This is a genomic window from Gordonia sp. ABSL11-1, assembly GCF_030315685.1.
Lineage (GTDB): Bacteria > Actinomycetota > Actinomycetes > Mycobacteriales > Mycobacteriaceae > Gordonia.
Genome location: NZ_JASXSI010000040.1, coordinates 11,760 through 30,029, shown reverse-complemented (window position 1 = coordinate 30,029; position 18,270 = coordinate 11,760). Strand labels below are relative to the sequence as shown.

The following is an 18,270-nucleotide window of genomic DNA, read 5'->3' as shown; positions in this document are numbered from 1 at the left end:
ACAGAGCGCGGCCCTCGGCGACACCGCCAGCGTGGCGACGCGCGCACGGGTGCGGAGGGTCAGCGGGTGGTCGGCGACGCGATACAACCGGCCGGCCATCCGGATCAGGTCACCGGACTCGATGCGCCGCTGCACCGCCGGACGACTGAGACCGTGACGGCGCATGTCTGCGGCGGTGAGGACACCATCACGCTCGAGAGCCAGTGCGCGGAGGCCGGGAGGAAGGTTCATGCAACTCAGACGCACCCGACCGCCCGTCGGTTCCCTCGACGCCGTCCTTCTCACCGCCACCGGCCGGCCGGGTGCGCAGATGACGGGGAACGTAACGCCAACCGTTACGTTCTCCGTCATCTGGTCAGTCCGACGACGACCCGCTGTCCGCCGAGTCCGCGCCGCCGTCCGAGTCCGAGCCCGCCGACGACGCCGCGCCCTCCGAGGGTCCGCTGCCCGAGGCGTCACTATCCGACGCGTCGTCCCCCGACCCCGCGCCCGAATCAACACCCTCCGGCGCTCTGCTCTCCGGGGCCCAGCTCTCCGCGCCCGAGCTCTCCGCGCCCGGCCCCTCCGACGCCGCACCGTCCGACGCCGCACCGTCCGACGACTCAGCACCCGCCGGCTCGACCGGATCGCTCACCACACTCGACCCACCATCCGCAGCCGCATCCTCCGAAGCCGCCCCCTCCGCAGCCGCCCCCTCCGCCGACGCCGACGCCGACGCCGGCGCCGCGATCTCCACCGGCACCTCCGACACCGGCGGCGCCGGATCTCCACTGCTCGTACGCAGCACATCTGCGACGGTGGCCGCCTCGGTGACCGCCGTGCTCGCGCCGACCTTCGGACCGGTCTCGAACTCCGACAACGCATCCTGCACCATGCCGGCCTCGGTGGCCTTGTTGGCGTTCCAATGTGTCCAGGTGTGCGCCCCCATGGTGTAGTTGAACCGCACGGGCGCGCCGGTGACCACGGCAACCGCGTTCAGCAGTACCGCGGAGATGAACGACACCGCCTCCAGCGCACTGCCGAAGATGACCTCGCCCGGACCGCCGAGTCCCCACAACTCATCGAACTCGGCTGCCGAACCGATGATCCCGGTCCCGGCGGACACGATCACGATCTGACCGTTGTCCTTGGCCTGGATGATCCGAAGGGCGAGATCATTGTCCGCCCACACGTTTCCCGGCCGGAACGGGTTGCCCCACATACCGTCGAGCCCGTTGGCCACACCCATTCGCTGCGACAACACGTACGGGATCAGCACATATCCGATCGGGTTGTCGGTCTGGTAGTAGCCGGAGATGCTGTGGGCGACCTTGAAGACCTCCGGGTACTTCAGGGCGATGTTGATCGCCTGCCCGCCCGAGATCGACAGTCCGACGATGGCGTTGCCGGTCTGGTCGACGTCGAAGTTCTGGTCGAGGTAGGCGGGCAGTTCCTCGCCGATGAAGGTCTCCCACTGCGGATTGTAGGTCCCACCACTGGCATTGGTGAGGGTGTTGCCGTCGGCGTCTACGGGCAGCTCCTGCCAGTTGGACGACCACGCATTGCCATTGCCGACGATCGTCACCAGGGTGTACTTGGTGGCGTACTCGTCCGCGATCCCACCCTGCTGCGTGCCGTCGTCGATGCCCCCGAGGAAGTAGACGGCCTGTTCCTGTTGTCCGGGAAGCTGATCCGACGGCCGCACCTTCACAGTCACGTAGGACTGCATCGACTCCGACCACACGTGACAGGTCTGCACGTTCTTGGCCTGCTCCGCCGAACTCGCGTACGAGCAACCGGCGCTCGAGCGCACCGTCGACGGCGCGACCGCCCCGGCGGTGCCCATGCCGACACCGGCGAACATCGATGCACTGATCACCGCCGCCGTGACGCCGACGGCGCCCCGCCGACGACGCTGAGCACGGTTCGGACGGGAATCCCGGCCGGGATCGGCCACCTCGTGAATGTGTTGCATGGCCGATCCTCTCTGTCACTTGCTAATGCTGATCACACGTGGGGACGTCCACGGTCACGGTCGGGTCGTCGGTCAGCGGCTGGATCGGCACCTGCGCCGCGCCGGTCGCCGATGTCGGCTCGTCGAGCTTCAGAGTCACCGTGGCCGTCTCGCCCGGCGGAATGCGCACCATGGTCGACAGGTAGGGGCGGCCGTGCAGCGGCTGTTCGACGTACATCGGGGTCTGACCGTCGACGGAGATCTCCTTGACGACAGCACCCTTGGTGGTCAGCATCTCGACGTTGGTGAGGCTGGTCCCCTTCGGCACCGTCAGCCGGGTGCCCATCGAGCCGATGACATAGTCGGGCAGCGACATGTCGTCGAGCGTGTTGGTGAGCTTCACCGTCACCGTGCTCTCGCGGGTGTCGCCACTGCAGTCCCCGGCTCGATAGGTGATGTCCCGCTTGAGGTAATAGTCGATCTTGTTGCCCGACGCGTTGCCGAGCGCGACCTGCAGGTACGGCGACTCCGTGTCGGAGATCTGGTGTCCCAGTTCGGTGGACTCGAGGACCTGCTGCTCCTCGGGATGGGTGCTGTAGATCATGATCCGACGCTCGTGCACGCCTCGACCGAGCGCCTCGAGCACGTCGCCCGAGTCGCCCTTCGCATCCGCCAGTTGCTGCACAACGGCTTTCGCGATGGCCTGCAGATACAGCTTGCGGGCCTCGTTGTCGCCGGCGAAACGCTCGTACGACGTCGACAGCGTGATGGGGACGACGTTGTCGGCGGTGATCTTCTCCCCGTTCGGCAGCGTCACCGGTCCGGTCACCTCGAGCACATAGCTGAGCGCGATCGGGTCGAGCGCCATCGCGCCGTCGAGCTGTTGACCGGTCTGCCGCTTCCAATTGGCGAGCCAGATCTGCGCGGCGTCCGGGAAGTTCGGACTCAGGTTCCCGTTACGGAAGTCGGTGTAGGGACGGTACGACGAATAGATGGTGTCGTAGTCCTCCCCGAGGTCGACCTGCGGTCGCGGCGGGTCGTCGAACGTCGAGTTCGCACCCAGGGTGGGCACGGTGACACGTCCGTTGCGTGCGTTCAGCACCGCGAATCCGCCGACGAGCCCGCCGGTTCCGCGGGATTCCGACGGCGTCTGGAAGGCGAGGAAGTAGTTGCGCGGTCCATCGGCGCCGAGCATCGACGGGACCAGTTGCGCGGCGACATTGGTACCGTTCAACGTCGCTGCGGCTTCGTCGACTTGCTCCTGCAACTGCCTTTGTGCATCGGCGACGACACCGAGCCACGTCGGCTTGATCGTCGACACCTGCTCGGCGATGGCAGTCGACTTCTTCGCCACCGCAGCCAATTCGGGCTGCGCGGCGCGCAACGGTGCGGTGTTGACCTGATCGCCGGACCGGATCTTCGACGGATTCAGCACGGACGCCAGATCCGCCGACGGCACGAGCACCTGTGTCGCGAGGTCATCGACCGCATCGCTCATCTGCTGCACCGATTTCAGCGGCGTACCCACCCACGGGATCGACGCCGCCGCCGACCACACCATCCCGTGCGAGCGGTCCCCGGCACGGGACGCAGAGTCGGCGGCCGCCTGCGCCGCCTGACGGGCACCGTTCTGATCGCCGTCGAGGGCGAGCGTCCGAGCACGACTCGCATCCGAGCGGGCTGATTCGAGATCGTCCTTCACCTGCAACGCCGAGTAGGCCAGCCATGCGAGCAACGCGATCAGCACCGCGACGAGCACCGCCGCGATCTGGAATGTCCTGCTGCGCAACACACGCCGCGTCATCGGCGATCACCGGTGGCGACGGCGGTCCGGGCGACCCAGCTCGCGATAGTGGCGACACGCGGTTCGATCTCGCCGAACACCCGCTCGAAGTCCTCCTTCGGTCGACCCATCGGGTCCTTGATGTCCAGGTGCGCCGAGTTGGTGTCGATCCGCGACCGCGCGGCGATGATCTCGTCGAGGGTCGAGCCGTCGACGATGTCGATCAGTTCGGCGAACTCGGCGACGGTGAACATCCGCTTCCATCGGACCGGCAGCAGTTGCTGGGCCGCCGCTCGATGATCGCGGGTCATGCACAACACCAGGTCGACACCCTGCAGGATCGGCGGCCGCAGATAGCGGGACTCGAATACCGTTGCATCGTAGCCGTGCTCGTCCAGGACCTCGACGGCGTACGGATGCATCGCGTGCCCGTTCATGGCGCCGACACCCGCGCTCGACGACGAGATCGCCACCCCGGCACGCTCGGCCATTCCCGACAGCACGCGTTCGCCGATCGGCGACCGACAGATGTTGCCGGTACACACGAACAGCACCGAACTCACGTCACTCACAGCTCCTCCTCCACCACCCGCGCGATGCGCCCCATCACCCCGGGATCACCCAGAAGTGCATGCGTGGCATCCACATCCACCACTTCCACCCGGCCGCCGACGGTCCGTCCCCACGCGTGCGGGTCCGGGTTCTCCCGCGCCGCGACGTAGAGCACCTTGCCGACCGGCACCGGCCGCAGATCATAGGATCGCGCCGCCTGTGTCATCGTCGCAGACCTCTCGTCGAAGCGCCGGACCGACTCTGGATCCCGCTGCTCTGCGGCCGCGCGCAACGGGTGCTGCTCGCGCAATTCGTCGTCGGGAACCCCACTCAACGTGGCGGGAGTCCGCGGATCCAGGAGAACCAGCAGGGCGACCTCTTCTCCGGCCTCGACGAGCTGCCGCGCGATCTCGTGCGCGATCACCCCGCCGAGCGACCATCCGACGAGCCGGTACGGCCCGTTCGGCTGGACGGCACGCAACGCGGCGACGTGACGAGCCGCCAGCTCCGACAATGTGTTCGGCATGTCCCGGGACGGGTCGAGCAGCTCGGGCAATTGCAGCCCCAGCACCGGTGCCGACACCAGCGCGTCGGCCAGCGGCCGGAACTGTTCGACGACACCGGCGGCCGTGTGCACGCACCACACCGGCTGACCGTCACTCACCTCCGACGGCGACAACCGCACGACCCGATCGCCGGAGACGGTCCCGGGCGCGGCGATCAGCTCGGCCATCTCGTGGGCCGTCGGGTGGGAGAACAGCTGCGGTGCGGACACGGTGATCCCGGTGCGCCGCGACAGCTCATCACGCAGCGAGAGCAGCGCGAGCGAGTTGCCGCCGGCGGCGAAGAAGTCGTCGTCCATGCCGATCTCGACGCCGAGCACCGCCTCGAACGCCTCGACGACGGACTGTTCGGCAGGTGTGGCCGGCGCCCGACGCGACCGCGACCATTCCGGCAGCGGCAACTGCTTCTCGTCGAGCTTGCCGGCCCCGGTGAGCGGCAGTTCGGGCACGAGCACGATACGGCTCGGCACCATGTGGCGAGGCAACAACGCACGGCATGCTCGCAGGAGCACGTCTGTCGACGACGCCGGCGACACCACGTACGAGACGAGGGCCGGTCCGATCGGTCCGTCGCGCAGCACCGTCGCCGCCCGGTTCGCGCCGGCGTTCATCAACACGGTGTCGATCTCGGCCGGTTCCACCCGCTGTCCGCGGATCTTCACCTGCCGGTCGGCGCGACCGACATAGACGAGTTCGCCAGTCCCCGGGTCCCAGCGCACCAGGTCCCCTGTCCGGTAGCACCGTCGGCCATCAGGTCGTGCGATGAAGCTCGCCGACGTCAGCGCCGGGTCGCCCAGGTACCCGCGCGCCACACCTGTTCCCGCGACATAGAGTTCGCCGACGACGCCGGGCGGCACCGGCCGCAGCATCGGGTCGAGGACGAGCGCCCCGATCCCCGGCCTCGGGCGTCCGATCCGCACGTCGCCACCCTCGGTGTACCGGCCCGTCGACACCGTCACCGAGGTCTCGGTCGGTCCGTAGATGTTGATCACCTGCGCGACCCGCGACCATGCGCCGGCGAGGTCGGCGGTGAGTGCCTCACCGCCGATGTAGACCAACCGGAGCGACGCGATGTCGTCAGCGTCGAGCGTGCGCATCACCGACGGCGTCGCCGTGAACACGGTGACACCCCGGTCGCGGAGGAAGCCGGTGAGGTCACGACCGCCGGAGACGGCAGCAGGCACGACGACGAGTGTCGCGCCGGTCGCCAGCGGCAGCAGCATGTCGTGGAACGTGGCGTCGAATCCCGGGCTGATCGCCATCGCGACACGGTCATCGCCGACGACGTCACCGAGCTCGGCCACCCGATGCAGCCCGCGGTGCGGCACTCCCACGATGTTCGGTGTCCCGGTGGTCCCCGAGGTGGTGATGATGTAGGCCAGGGCGTCCGGGGAGACACGTGTGATCGGCTCGGGGACAACAGCATCAGCTGGTTGCGGTGGAAGATCGTCGGGCATGATGAGCGTTGCTCGGGTAGCGGCGACGATCTGCTCCAGACGCGCCGCCGGATAGGTCACGTCCACCGGCACGCACACTCCGCCGATCCGGCTGACCGCCCACAGCGCGACCACGGACTCGATCGAACGCGGTATGACGACGGCGACCACGCTATCCGCTCCGAGTCCCCGCGTCCGCAACGTGCGCGCTGCCAGCGACACCCAGTCGTCGAACTCGCGGTACGTCAACTGCCGGCGCCCGTCGTCCAGCGCGGTCCGCCCCGGATACCACGCGACCGCCGAGGCGAGGATGTCCGACAGCAGCCCCTCGCCCCGATCCGTGCCGTCCGCCTCCCGATCCCCGAGGACCGAGTCCTCGTCCGCCTCCCGATCCCCGAGAAGCGAGCCCGCGTCCGCCTCCCGATCCCCGAGGAGCGAGCTTGCGAGCGTCTCGAAGGGTCCCCCACCCGCTGCACGCTCGACAAACTCCCGTTCCCCCGGCGTCAGCAGATCCACCGATGCCAGCGATCGCCCGGCATCGCCGACGACGACCTCGACCGCAGCCCGCATCCGATCACCGATCACCCGAATCATGCTCTCGTCGAACAGATCCCGCGCATACGTCAGCCGCAGTCGCCACGTGCCGCCGTCGTCGACCGCGACCACATGCAGGTCGAACTCACTGCGTTCGTCGGCGAGCGCGGCGCCCGGTTCGACCATGGCTGCCGGGATCGACCCGTCCGCCGCGCCCATCGAGAACGCGATCTGCACCAGCGGGTGTCGTCCGGGTTCACGGGGCGGATCGACCAGCGAGACCACGTCGTCGAACGCGATCAGCCCATGGTCGATCGCGGCCAGATCCCCGTCGCGCACAGATTCGAGCAGTCCACCGACGGTCAGTTCGGACTCCAACTGCGTCCGCAACACGACGGTCGAGATCAGCATGCCGACGGTACGTGCGCTGTCGGCGTCGCGGCGTAGCGAGACCGGTGTGGCCACGGCGACGTCGTCAGTCCCGCTCTGAATGGCCAGCGCCAGTGCGACTCCCGCGTGCAGGACGTGGAACGCACTCGCATGGGCAGCGTGCGCCACCGAGGCGATCTGCCCCGACACCTCGCCACCGATCTCGACGTCCATCGTGGCGGTGCGCAGGTCGCGCTCTGCGGGACGACGCGGCACGAGGTCCAGACGTCCGCTGTAACCGTCAAGGGCCTGCGTCCAGAACTCGAGCTGTTCCTGCGACGATTGCGCCTGCTCGAGAACCATGCGTTCGGCGACCACGTCGAACCCGACGCCGGGGTCCGTCAACGCCGAATTGCCGAGCAACGCAGCGAGTTCGTCGCCGACGATGACCGCCGACTCCCCGTCGAACACGATGTGATGCGCGACGATCACGGCTGCGGTCGGTGTGCCGTCTGACTCGATCGTCCAGGCGCGTACCGGTGGTCCCGCCTCGAGGTCGAACGGTGCCGAGAACGTCTCGAGCGCAGCGTCGGCGGTGAGGTCGTCCGATGCGAGGACGGTGAGCTCGGGTCGCCAGTCGTCGAGCACTCGCTGTCGTGGTCCATCGGCTGCCGCGACGAACATCGTCCGCAGCGCCGGATGCCGGTCGACGACGACGTCGACAGCGTCGCGCACCTGTTCCCGGGACGCCCCGGCCGGTACCGGCACGATGACCGGCACCGCGTAGATCGGCACGTCGCCCAGCAGCTGGGCGGTCACCCACATGCGACGCTGCGTCGGCGCGAGCGGCAGTTCGCGTGGTGCGCCGGCCCCTTCGTGACGCTCGCCAGCTCGCTCCTCAGGGACCGGGGCTCCATCCCCGCCAGCTCGCTCCTCAGGGGCCGGGGCGCCATCCCCGCCGACCGTGCCCACTTTCTCGCCGACCGTGCCCAGATCCCTGGCGACAGCACCCCCACCGGTCCCTGAGGAGCCCGCGACGAAGGAGCGGGCGTCACGAAGGGTCCCCACCGCCCGCGCCAACTCCACCGGCGTCGGATTCTCGAACAGCATCCGCGTCGGAACCCGCACGCCGAGTTCGCGTCCCAGCGCCGACACTACGCGGGTCGCCGAGAGCGACGTTCCGCCGATGGTGAAGAAGTCGTCCCGCTCCCCGACCACGCCGCGTACATCGAGCACATCGGCAATCATCGCCGCGACGCTCGCCGTCAGTGCCTCATCGTCAGCTGCCTCGACCTCGACTTCCGCCGACGTCTCCTCGACGACCACATCGGTAGCGGCCCGCGCCGCGAGACTCGGGAACCGCCCGGCCACGCCCCGACCGACCGCGGCGAAGACCGTCACGAAATCATCGAGCAGCCCCTGCGCCACCTCGGCCGGGACGAATCCGGAATGCACCACGGTCACCGCGATGCCGTCCCCGTCGTCGGCGAGCACCAGCTCGATGTCGAACTTCGCGTCGACGGTGGCGAGCGCGTCGACGATCGACGCGCGCCACGACTCGTCAGCGCCAACGGTCATCATGTCGGGTGAGATCGTCGGCAGGACATCCTCGTTGACGAGAAGCACGGAGATCAGCGGGTCGTATCCGTCGTGCGCGTGCGGACGCACCGCCCGTGCGACGGCGTCGTAGGGCACCTCCGCATGGTCGGCCGCGGTCAACGCGACGTCCCGTGCCTGCTCGATCGTCGCGTGCACCGTATTCCCGGCATCGAGGCGGGTGCGCAGCGCCACGGTGTTGACGAACATGCCGACCACCGACTCCCACTCGGGCGCCGTCCGCCCGTGCACCGGGACGCCGACGACCACATCCCATCGGCCGGTCCACTGGCCGAGCACATTGGCGAGCGCGGCGTGTGCGACGTGGAACACCGTCGCCGACAACCCGTCTGCCGTCGCCCGGATGGCGTCGGCCGTCGAGCGGTCCACCCGCGACGACACCCGCCCCGGAGTGGATTGGACGGTTCGACGACCCGGGATGGTCACCGGGTCGCCGGCACCCTCCAGAGTCGACTTCCAGTGTGCGAGTTCGCGGGTGTATCGACTCCTCGGATCGTCGGGCCCGCCCAGTCGCCGCATCTGCCACTGCGTGAAATCGGCGTACGTCAGCGATCCCGCCGGCAACCCGCGCCCGTCGACGGCCCGCAGCAGGTCGTCCAGCAGAATACGCATCGACCAGCCGTCGATCGCGATGTGGTGCAGCGACGCAACGAAGTACCGCTCGTCGGCGGATTCGTCGCTGATCACCGCTGCACGGAATCCCGGCTCGTGTTGCAGATCGAAGGGGGCAGAAAGGAACTCGTCGACCACCGCTCGAACCGCACCCGAGTCGACGATACGCCGACCCAGTACCGAACCCTCACGCGCGACGATCCGCTGCTCAGGCCCGGCAGGCCCGTCCGGGTAGACGGTTCTCAGCACGGCATGCTTGTCGACGACGGCGTCGACGGCATCGTCGAGCCGTTTGATGTCGATGTCACCGTCGATCCGGATCACGACGGGCACGTGGTAGGCGGTCGACATCGGGTCGTAGTGGTTGTGAATCCACATGCGGCGCTGTGGGTGTGCCAGAGGTAGATGGTCCGGGATCGGCAGCGTCTCCGGGGCTACCGGTCCGCCCAGCATGAGGTCGTCGACGGCCGTGGCGATGGCCCGCACACTGCGTGCCTCGAACAACAGACGCACCGGGACGTCGGCACCCATCGCCGACGTCAACCGCGCGGTCACCCGCGTCGCCGACAGCGATGTCCCCCCGAGTTCGAAGAAGTCGGCGTCGGCGCCGACTCCGGCGACCGGGATGTCCAGCACCTCCGCGATCACCGCGGCGACCGTCTCCTCGGCGGGACCGGTGAGCGGGACGCCGGCCGTATCGTCGACGGTGACCTCCGGGCCGACCAGCCGGGTGACGTCGACCTTGCCGTTGCGTCCGATCGGCAAGTCAGTCACCGGCACGATCGCCGACGGGATGATGCTGCGTGGCAGCACATGCGACAGCTGCTCACGCACGGTGTTGGGACGGACCACGGCACCCGGCTCGCCGACCACCCACGACACCAACAGCTTCTCCCCACCCGCGGTGGCGCGGACAGCGGTGACCGACGTCGCGACATCAGGCAGCCGGGACAACGCCGCGTCGATCTCCGCCGGCTCCAGCCGGATGCCGCGGATCTTCACCTGATCATCGGTGCGGCCGTGGATGACCAGGGTGCCGTCGGGCCGACGATGCACGAGATCGCCGGTCCGGTACATGCGGGAGCCGGTGCCCGCCGGATCGGCGACGAACGACGACGACGTCAGCGCGGGATCGTCGAGATAGCCGCGCGCCAGGCACTGTCCGGCGAGGTACAGCTCGCCGACGGTGTAAGCGGGTACCGGCCGCAACGTGGCGTCGAGGACATGCGCTGTCACCCCGTCGACTGGCATGCCGATCGGCACGGCGCCGTCGACGGCCCTGGTGAACCGCGCGCTGCTCACCGCCACGGTCGCCTCGGTGGGTCCGTATTCGTTGCTCATCGACCGCGCGGACGTCCACTCGCGGACGAGCCCGGCTCCGAGCGGTTCGCCGCCGACCGCGATGTGCCGGACGTCCGGCAGCTCATCGGATTCCAGTGTCGCCAGCACCGACGGGGTGGTCAGCATCGTGGTCACGCGGTTCTCGCGCAGGGTGTCGCGGAGTTCGTCGCCGGCGATGACGTCGGGCGGGCAGCAGACGATGGTGGCGCCGACGATTCGTGCGGGCACCGCGCCCATCAGTTGGGCGTCGAATCCGACTGCGTACGTGTGGAGCAGGCGGTCACCGGTCGTCAGGTGCAACCGTTCGACGGTTTCGCGGGCCCAGCCGGTGAGGCCCTGGTGGGTGACGACGACGCCCTTCGGCGTGCCGGTCGTCCCGGAGGTGAAGGTGATGTAGGCGGGGTCGGCGGGGTGCAACGGTCGGATGCGCTCGGCGATGTCGAACAGGGTCGACGCCGCAGGCGCGACCTCGTCGATGCAGAGCACCGGGATCTCCGCGTCCACCGGCGGTGGCGTGTCACCGGCCAGCGTGAGGATCGCCGACGGCCTGCTGCGCGTGATGATGCCGCGACGACGTTCGTCCGGATCTGCGGGGTCGACGTTGACGAACGCCGCCCCTGTCCGGGCGACCGCGACAGTGGCGATCACATTCCACATGGAACGCGGGAGATGCTGGACCACGACGTCGCCCTGCCCGATTCCGCGTGCGATGAGTGCGCGGGCGATGGCGGTCGAGTAGTGATCCAATTGGCCGTTGGTCAGTTCGGGACCGGTCGCGGCGGGATGATGCCGATGGTCGACGACGGCCACCGCGTCGGTGCGGGACAATCCGATGGTCAGGAGGTCGCTCAGCGTCTCGATCGGCGGCGCGGGCAACGGCGGTGGTGTCGGGCGCGTCAGCAGATCACGGGTCGGGCGGTCGACCGCGGCCACCGCCGCTCTCAGTGTGTCGACGACCACACGGCACAACGCGTCCAACCGCCGAGGATCGGCGACGCGGTCCGTGCACGCCATCGCCAGATGCACCCGCTCATCGGCCCGGTACATCGACACGTCGATCCCGAACAGCGGCACATCGCCCACGTCCGCCGCTCGAGTAGCCAGCGAGCCACCCCCAATCCCTGAGGAGCGAGCGTGCGAGCGTCTCGAAGGGTCCCCCAACTCCACCAACCCGTCCGGCACCATCCCGAACGAGACCTCGAACAGCGGCGTCCCCGCCCCCGCGCGACCCGGATCAGCGATCTCGGCGATCTCCGTCAGCGGCAGATCGGCGTGCGCGAACGCACCGAGGTCCACGTCGGTGACCCGTGCGAGCAGCTCCCCGAACGGCAGGTCGAGGTCGATCGGCGTGTGCAGCGGCACCGCCCGAGCGAACAGTCCCGGGACCGTCGCCAGCCGTGCGTCCAACCGCCCCGACACCGCGGTGCCGATGGTGACCGCCGACGTATCCGCCTGTCGGGCAAGCACCGCGGCCAACGCTGTGTGTGCGATGACGAAGGCCGTGGTGCGCCGCTCTACGGCGAGCGCGTCGAGTGCCGCCGTGACCGACGCACTGAGGGTTCGGTGCGCCTGATGCACCACAGCCGCTCCCACAGCTGGGTCGGCGACACCGCGCAGGTTCACCTCGGGCAGGTTCAACGGCTGCACCGGCTCGGCGAACGCCGACGACCAGTGCGCACGCAATTCGTCGCGACGCCCGCTCAGCGTCTCGTGCCGCCACAACGTGTACTGCCGATAGTCGACGTCGATCGACGCCGCACCTGCCCCGGCGAGCTCGGCCGCCAGCTCGTCCCACAGGATCGCGAACGATTCGCCGTCGACGGCGATGTGATGCACGACGACGAGAAGCCATGTCGCACCGTCGTCCTCGACGACTCGTATCCGCCACGGCAGCGACTCGGCCACGTCGATCGGGGTGCGCAACGCCGAGGCCGCGGCAGCGACTCCCCCCGACAGGTCGACGTCTCCGTCGAGCTCGTCGCCGATGTGTTGTGCCAGTTCCGCGTCGCCCCAACGGCGTTGGTAGGGAGTTTCGTCGACTGTCGGGAAGGTGGTGCGCAGCGCGTCGTGGCGTGCGATGACGGTCGCGATCGCCGCCCTGGTCGTCTCGGCGGTGGCCGGCACCGGCACCGCCGCATGCATCAGGTAGCCGACGAAGTCGGGTTCGGTCCGCCAGCGCAGCCACACATCCATCTGTTCGGGCGTGAGTGGCAGGGTGGCGGGCTCGTCGCGGTGCTCACCCAACAACGGCACTGCCTCGGCGGAAACCGGTTCGGCGATCAGGCGCGCAAGGCTTTCGACGGTGGGCGTGTCGAAGATGTCGGCCACGGCGACCGGATGTCCCTCGGCGGCAAGACCTGCCGCCAGGCGCGCCGCGGAGAGCGACGTGCCTCCGGCGACGAAGAAGTTCGTGTCCGGGAGGATCGAGGTCGCGTCATCGAGCCCGATGACCGCGCGCATCACGGCGGCAACGGTGTCCTCGTCTGCAGTCAGCGGCCGTGTTGTGTCCGGCGAATCATCCAGCCGCGCAAGCAGCTTCTCCTTGTCGAGTTTGCCCGTTCGGGTCGTCGGCCAGCCCTCGACGATGCTGATGCGAGCCGGAACCGCGTGCGACGGCAGCCGGGCGGCACAGGCCTCGTACAGCGCCGACTCGGAGAGTGCGCGGAGGGCATCGCGGTCGGCCAGTCCGTCCTCGGTGACAAAGGCGATGAGACGCTCATCGCCGGGTGTGCGGCCGGGCGCGACGAGGACCCGCACGTCACCGACTCCCGGTACGGACCGCAGCGCCGCCGCGATCTCGCCGAGTTCGATGCGGTGCCCGCGCACCTGCACCTGGTCGTCGTCGCGTCCCAGGTAGGCAAGCCGGCCGGGCGCGATCTCACGCACGCGATCGCCGGTGCGGTACATGCGGGTTCCCGTACCTTGCGGATCGGCGACGAACCGTCCGGCGGTCAGCGCCGGGGCGTTCAGATAGCCGAGCGACACCTGCTCGCCTGCGACGTACAGATCTCCCACGGCTCCCGCGGGCACCGGCCGCAGTCGCGAGTCCAGGATCGCCCAGCTCACCCCGTCGAGCGGGGCGCCGATGATGCTGCGCCGGTCGTCGAGGTCGACCTCGGCGGTGGTCAGGAAGATGGTCGTCTCGGTGATCCCATAGCCATTGATCAGCCGAACGTCCCCCCGGTCCCCGAGGAGCGCAGCCTCCTCCCGGTCCCTGAGGAGCGACCGAGCTTGCGAGGGAGCGTCACGAAGGGCCCGCCTCTCCACGAACCCCCGCAGCATCTCCACATCGAGCGCCTCACCCCCGAACACCACCGTCCGCACCGACGCGAGCGCATCCGGATCGACGAGCGTCGGATCGGTCAGCGCGGCGAACGCTGTTGGTGTCTGCGATAACACGGTGACACCGTGCCGATGGATCACCTCGGCGAGAAGTCGCGGATCACGCACCGTCGCCTTGTCGACGGCGACGACGCTGCCGCCGGAGGCGAGGGCCGCGAAGATCTCCCACACCGAGAAGTCGAAGGTGTAGGAGTGCACCCAACTCCACACGTCCTCGGGTGCGCTGTCCACGACGGCAAGGCCGGCCCCCAACAGTGCCGCGAGGTTGTCGCGTGTGACGACGACGCCCTTCGGTTGTCCGGTCGAGCCCGAGGTGTGAATGATGTAGGCCCCGCCGAGAATCGGTTCGGCGACGCCGAGGCGCCGGCCTGCCGACACCACCAGTCCGTCCTCGACCACCGCGGCAGGGTCGGTCGCATTGATCAGCAGGTCGATTCGCGACTGCGGGTTGTCCGGATCGATCGGGACGTAGACACCGTCGATCATGAGGGTCGCGACCATGGCGATGACCGCATCGGAGCCGTCCTGCACCAGCAGGGCCACCCGGTCGCCCGCACGTACGCCGACGTCTCGCAGGTGGTCTCCCAGAAGTCGAGCGCGACTCACCAACTCTCCGTACGTGACCTTTGTGCCAGCGCTGACGACCGCCGCCGCGTCCGGTTGCGTCTCCGCGTACCGGAGGATCTCGGTGATGGGATCGATCGGCTGAGTGGTCCGCGGCCGACGTTCCGGTGCAGCGGTCTCGGGTGCGAGGTCGATGACCAGTGCATCGTCGTCGGCGTCGGCCATCGCCGACACCGTCGCGACGAATCGGTCCAGAAGATGTTCGGCCGCAACGACATCGACGTGATGCTCGGCGACGGTGAGCGTGATCGCGAGACCGTCGGGTCCGTTGACGATGCTGAACTCGAGCGCGGTCCGCGCCTGATACGTCGGCAGCGTGTCACCCGAGTCGATCACGGTCAGATCGGATACGTCGGGTTGGTCGGTGTGGTAGGCGACGATGACGTCGGCGAGTCCGGTCGGCGCCGACGCCGCATGCTTCATCGCGTCGGAGACGGACTTGCCGACACGCGAGAGTGCGCCCACGATCGGCAGACTCCGCACACCCTTGATGCGCAACGGCACCGTCTGCACGTACATGCCGACCTGGTGGAGTTCGTCGCTGGTCTCTCGCCCGGCGACGGGCATCGAGAGAACGATGTCGTCGGCGCCGGTGTAGTCGCCGAGCGTCGTCGAGAGTGCCAGGCAGAGCGCGGAGTTGATGGTGGTGTGGGCACCACGAGCTTGCGCCGACACCGCGTCGCGGATGGCTGCGTCGACGGTGCGGCGCAGGTACACGGCCGGTCCGCGGGTCAGCCCTAGGGTGTGCGGGTCGGCGGGTGCCGGCAGGGCCAGCTGCTCGGGAGCTCGACGCAGAGCGCGCGTCCAGTACAGCTTTCCGCCCGACGCTGACGATTGGTCACGCGCGGCGAGGGTCGCGCTGAACCCGATCGGCTCGGTGTCCCAGGCGGGCGCACGGCCGGCGGCGCGCGCCTGCACGGCTACCGAGAAGTCGTGCAGAACGATCGGCAGCGACCACTCGTCGATGGCGATATGGTGCGCGACGAGCACGAGTTCGACGGTGTCATCGGACGAGTCGATGACGGCACGCCACGGTGCATCGACAGTGAGATCGAAAGGTGTTGCGACAGCCCGTTCGATACCGGCCGCGTCGAGCGCCGCGGCGGTGATCGGCGCAGTTGCAGCGGCCTCCGCAACACTGCGGACCACCGCGATCGGTTCGCCGGCGTTGTCGGGATAGATCGTGCGCAGCGCTTCATGCCGCGTCGCGACGTCGACGTGCGCAGCGTGCACGATGTCGGCGGTGATTCCGGCGGAGAGCGTGACGTGGATGGGCAGGTGGTAGACGATGTCGAGCTGCTCATCCCCCGATCCCTGAGGAGCGAGCCTGCGAGCGTCACGAAGGGCCCCCTGCGCCGCCCGATTGATCACCCAGAGTTCCCGCTGCGCCTGCGTCGGCTGATACCGAACCACGCCGTTCGACGACACACGGGCGGGTGTGGACTGCTCGATCACCGCCGCCAGGTCACGCAGGGTGATGACGTCATGGAGATCTTGCATCCCGATCGTCACCTGCTGCGACGATCCGAGGTGCGCAGCCAGTTGCATGAAAGCCAGTGAGGTGGTGCCCAGCTGCACCAGTTCGTCGTCCATGGAGGGCCGTTCGGCTCCGACGACCGCGGTGACGGCCTCGGCCACCGCCTTCTCGGTCGGTGTGTTCGGCGCGCTGTAGGGCTTGGGGGCCGACCGCGTGGTGGCGAGCAGGAGCGCTGTGGCGTCCCGGTCAGCGGCATCGTCGGCGGTGGTCGGAATGGTGTCGAGAACGGCGATCTTGTCGGGCCAGATGACCTGCGGTACGACCGAATTGGCACGACGACGCACCGCGGCGGGCAACCGCTCGCGATCTGCGTTGTCGTCGGCGAGGATTCCGATGTCCAGCCCCGTCGCCCCCGCCACCGCGACTGCTGCTTTCACGCCCTCGACCTCGCGGGCCGCCCGTTCGAGGTCGGCGAGGTCAACCTTCACGCCGTCAACGACGACTTGGTCGGCGAGCCGGTGATCCACGACGAGTTCGCCAGTGGTGCCGTTGATGTGCCCGAGATCGCCGGTGTCTACACCGTCGATGTGGATGTGTCCGGTCATCCAGGCCGGCACGCGGTGACCGCGCGAGTCCAGCACGTCGACGACGCTGGTCGAGTAGCCCGAGCCGCTAGGCGAGGACGTATCGAGACCACTTCCCTCCGCAAACTCCATATCCCCCACCAACCGATCCGGCTCCTCCAGCAGCGCCCGCGAGAACGTGCCGAGCATCGCCAAGAACTGGCGGTGGTGTTCCTCGACTTCGGCCTGGGTGTACCGATTCGGGTTGGCTTCGAAGGCGACCATGAGCGAGTCCGAGCCTGACTCGCCTACTGCCGGATAGATGTTGATCGTGAGATCGTCCGACAACCCCACGGTCAGGATGTGAAACGTCGCCTTCGCGTCACCAACGACGAACTCACGATCGAACAGCATCAGGTTCAGCATCGGGCCGGAGCGCTCTTGCGCGGAGGTGCGCGGGGTTCGGCCGGTGATCTCGTCGGATGCGATGTCGGCCCAGATGTCCTCGCCGCGGTACCTCTGGTGGCGGAGTGCGCCCATCAACGCTGACTGGGTGGTCTTCACGGCGTCGCGCACCGAGACATTCGAGGTGACGTGGGTGCGAAGGGGCACGGTGTTGGCGACCGGTAGTGGGGTGGACCGCAGTTCTTTGGTGGTCCGGGCTGCGACCGGGAACTGGAAGATCACTTCGTCGCCGTCGGCGGCACGGGTCAGATAAGCCCCGAACGAGGCAGCGATCAGCGTCGGCAAGATCGTCGAATACTGCTCGGCCGCAGCTCGCAGCGACGCCATGGTGCGGTCGGCGATCGCGGCGACCGCCCGATGCCCCACTGCTTCGGGACGGCCCTCGCGGTGAGCCAGGGTCTTTCCGATGCCGACGCCCGCCATTGCATCACGCCAATAGGTGCGGTCGGTCTCGAACCGCGACGATGCCCGATACTTCGCATCAGCGCGCGCCGGCACATCGAGATCGACAGGATTCGGAGGTGGGGCCGGCTCCCTCTTCACGCCCGTTGTGTACGCGGCCAGCGCCTCAACCATCCGGTCCTTGCCACCCATCCCGTCGGTGAGGAGATGGTGCGCGCGGTTGTACACGAGGAACTTCTCGTCAGAGAGCAGGAACAGGTACCCTCGCGCCGTGCGGTCGACACGAGGGTCGAGCGGTCGCGAGTAATCCTCGCGCATCATCGCTTCCGCGACAGCACGAGGATCTGCCTCGCCTCGCAGATCAACGACGTCGGGCCAGTAGTGCAGCGACGGGTCGTAGATGCCGATCAGACCGTCCTCGGTCTCCTCGAACCGGAGCTGAAGGTACCGACCCTCTTGGACCGAACGACTCGTGTGCCGGACGAACTCGTCGACGTCGACGGGGCCATCGATCTCGACGTACTGGGCGGCGTTGATCGGAACGTCTGGGATTGCCTGTTGGGCGGTCCACAAAGCGCACTGGGCACGACCAAGGATAAAACGGCGCCCGGGCCAGAGACTATCAACTGTCCCGGTTTCGGGCAAAATCATCGGCAT

The 18,270-nt window shown here is 68.4% G+C and carries 5 protein-coding genes; all 5 read right to left on the bottom strand.

The annotated features are described in order from the left end of the window. Nucleotides 1-231, bottom strand: a 231-nt coding sequence (locus QSJ19_RS25495) for a type IV toxin-antitoxin system AbiEi family antitoxin domain-containing protein (RefSeq protein WP_286323846.1), incomplete at its 3' end; no start/stop codon positions are given. Nucleotides 232-355: 124 nt separating this feature from the next. Then, complete coding sequence (locus QSJ19_RS25490) at nucleotides 356-1,954, bottom strand: alpha/beta hydrolase (RefSeq protein ID WP_286323845.1); 1,599 nt, start codon at nucleotides 1,952-1,954, stop codon at nucleotides 356-358. Between the two features lie 22 nt (nucleotides 1,955-1,976). Further along, complete coding sequence (locus tag QSJ19_RS25485) at nucleotides 1,977-3,737, bottom strand: DUF4012 domain-containing protein (RefSeq protein WP_286323844.1); 1,761 nt, start codon at nucleotides 3,735-3,737, stop codon at nucleotides 1,977-1,979. After that, complete coding sequence (locus QSJ19_RS25480; protein WP_286323843.1) at nucleotides 3,734-4,288, bottom strand: arsenate reductase/protein-tyrosine-phosphatase family protein; 555 nt, start codon at nucleotides 4,286-4,288, stop codon at nucleotides 3,734-3,736. Before QSJ19_RS25480 ends, QSJ19_RS25485 begins: the two co-directional genes overlap by 4 nt. Further along, nucleotides 4,285-18,264, bottom strand: a complete 13,980-nt coding sequence (locus QSJ19_RS25475) for a non-ribosomal peptide synthetase (RefSeq protein ID WP_286323842.1) — start codon at nucleotides 18,262-18,264, stop codon at nucleotides 4,285-4,287. The genes QSJ19_RS25480 and QSJ19_RS25475 overlap by 4 nt, the downstream gene beginning before the upstream one ends. Nucleotides 18,265-18,270: the final 6 nt, after the last annotated feature.

Excerpts from the sequence above, each read along its gene's own strand:
- QSJ19_RS25485 (WP_286323844.1), bottom strand. The coding sequence starts at position 3,737 with ATGACGCGGCGTGTGTTGCGCAGCAGGACATTCCAGATCGCGGCGGTG.
- QSJ19_RS25475 (WP_286323842.1), bottom strand. The coding sequence starts at position 18,264 with ATGATTTTGCCCGAAACCGGGACAGTTGATAGTCTCTGGCCCGGGCGC.
- QSJ19_RS25490 (WP_286323845.1), bottom strand. The coding sequence starts at position 1,954 with ATGCAACACATTCACGAGGTGGCCGATCCCGGCCGGGATTCCCGTCCG.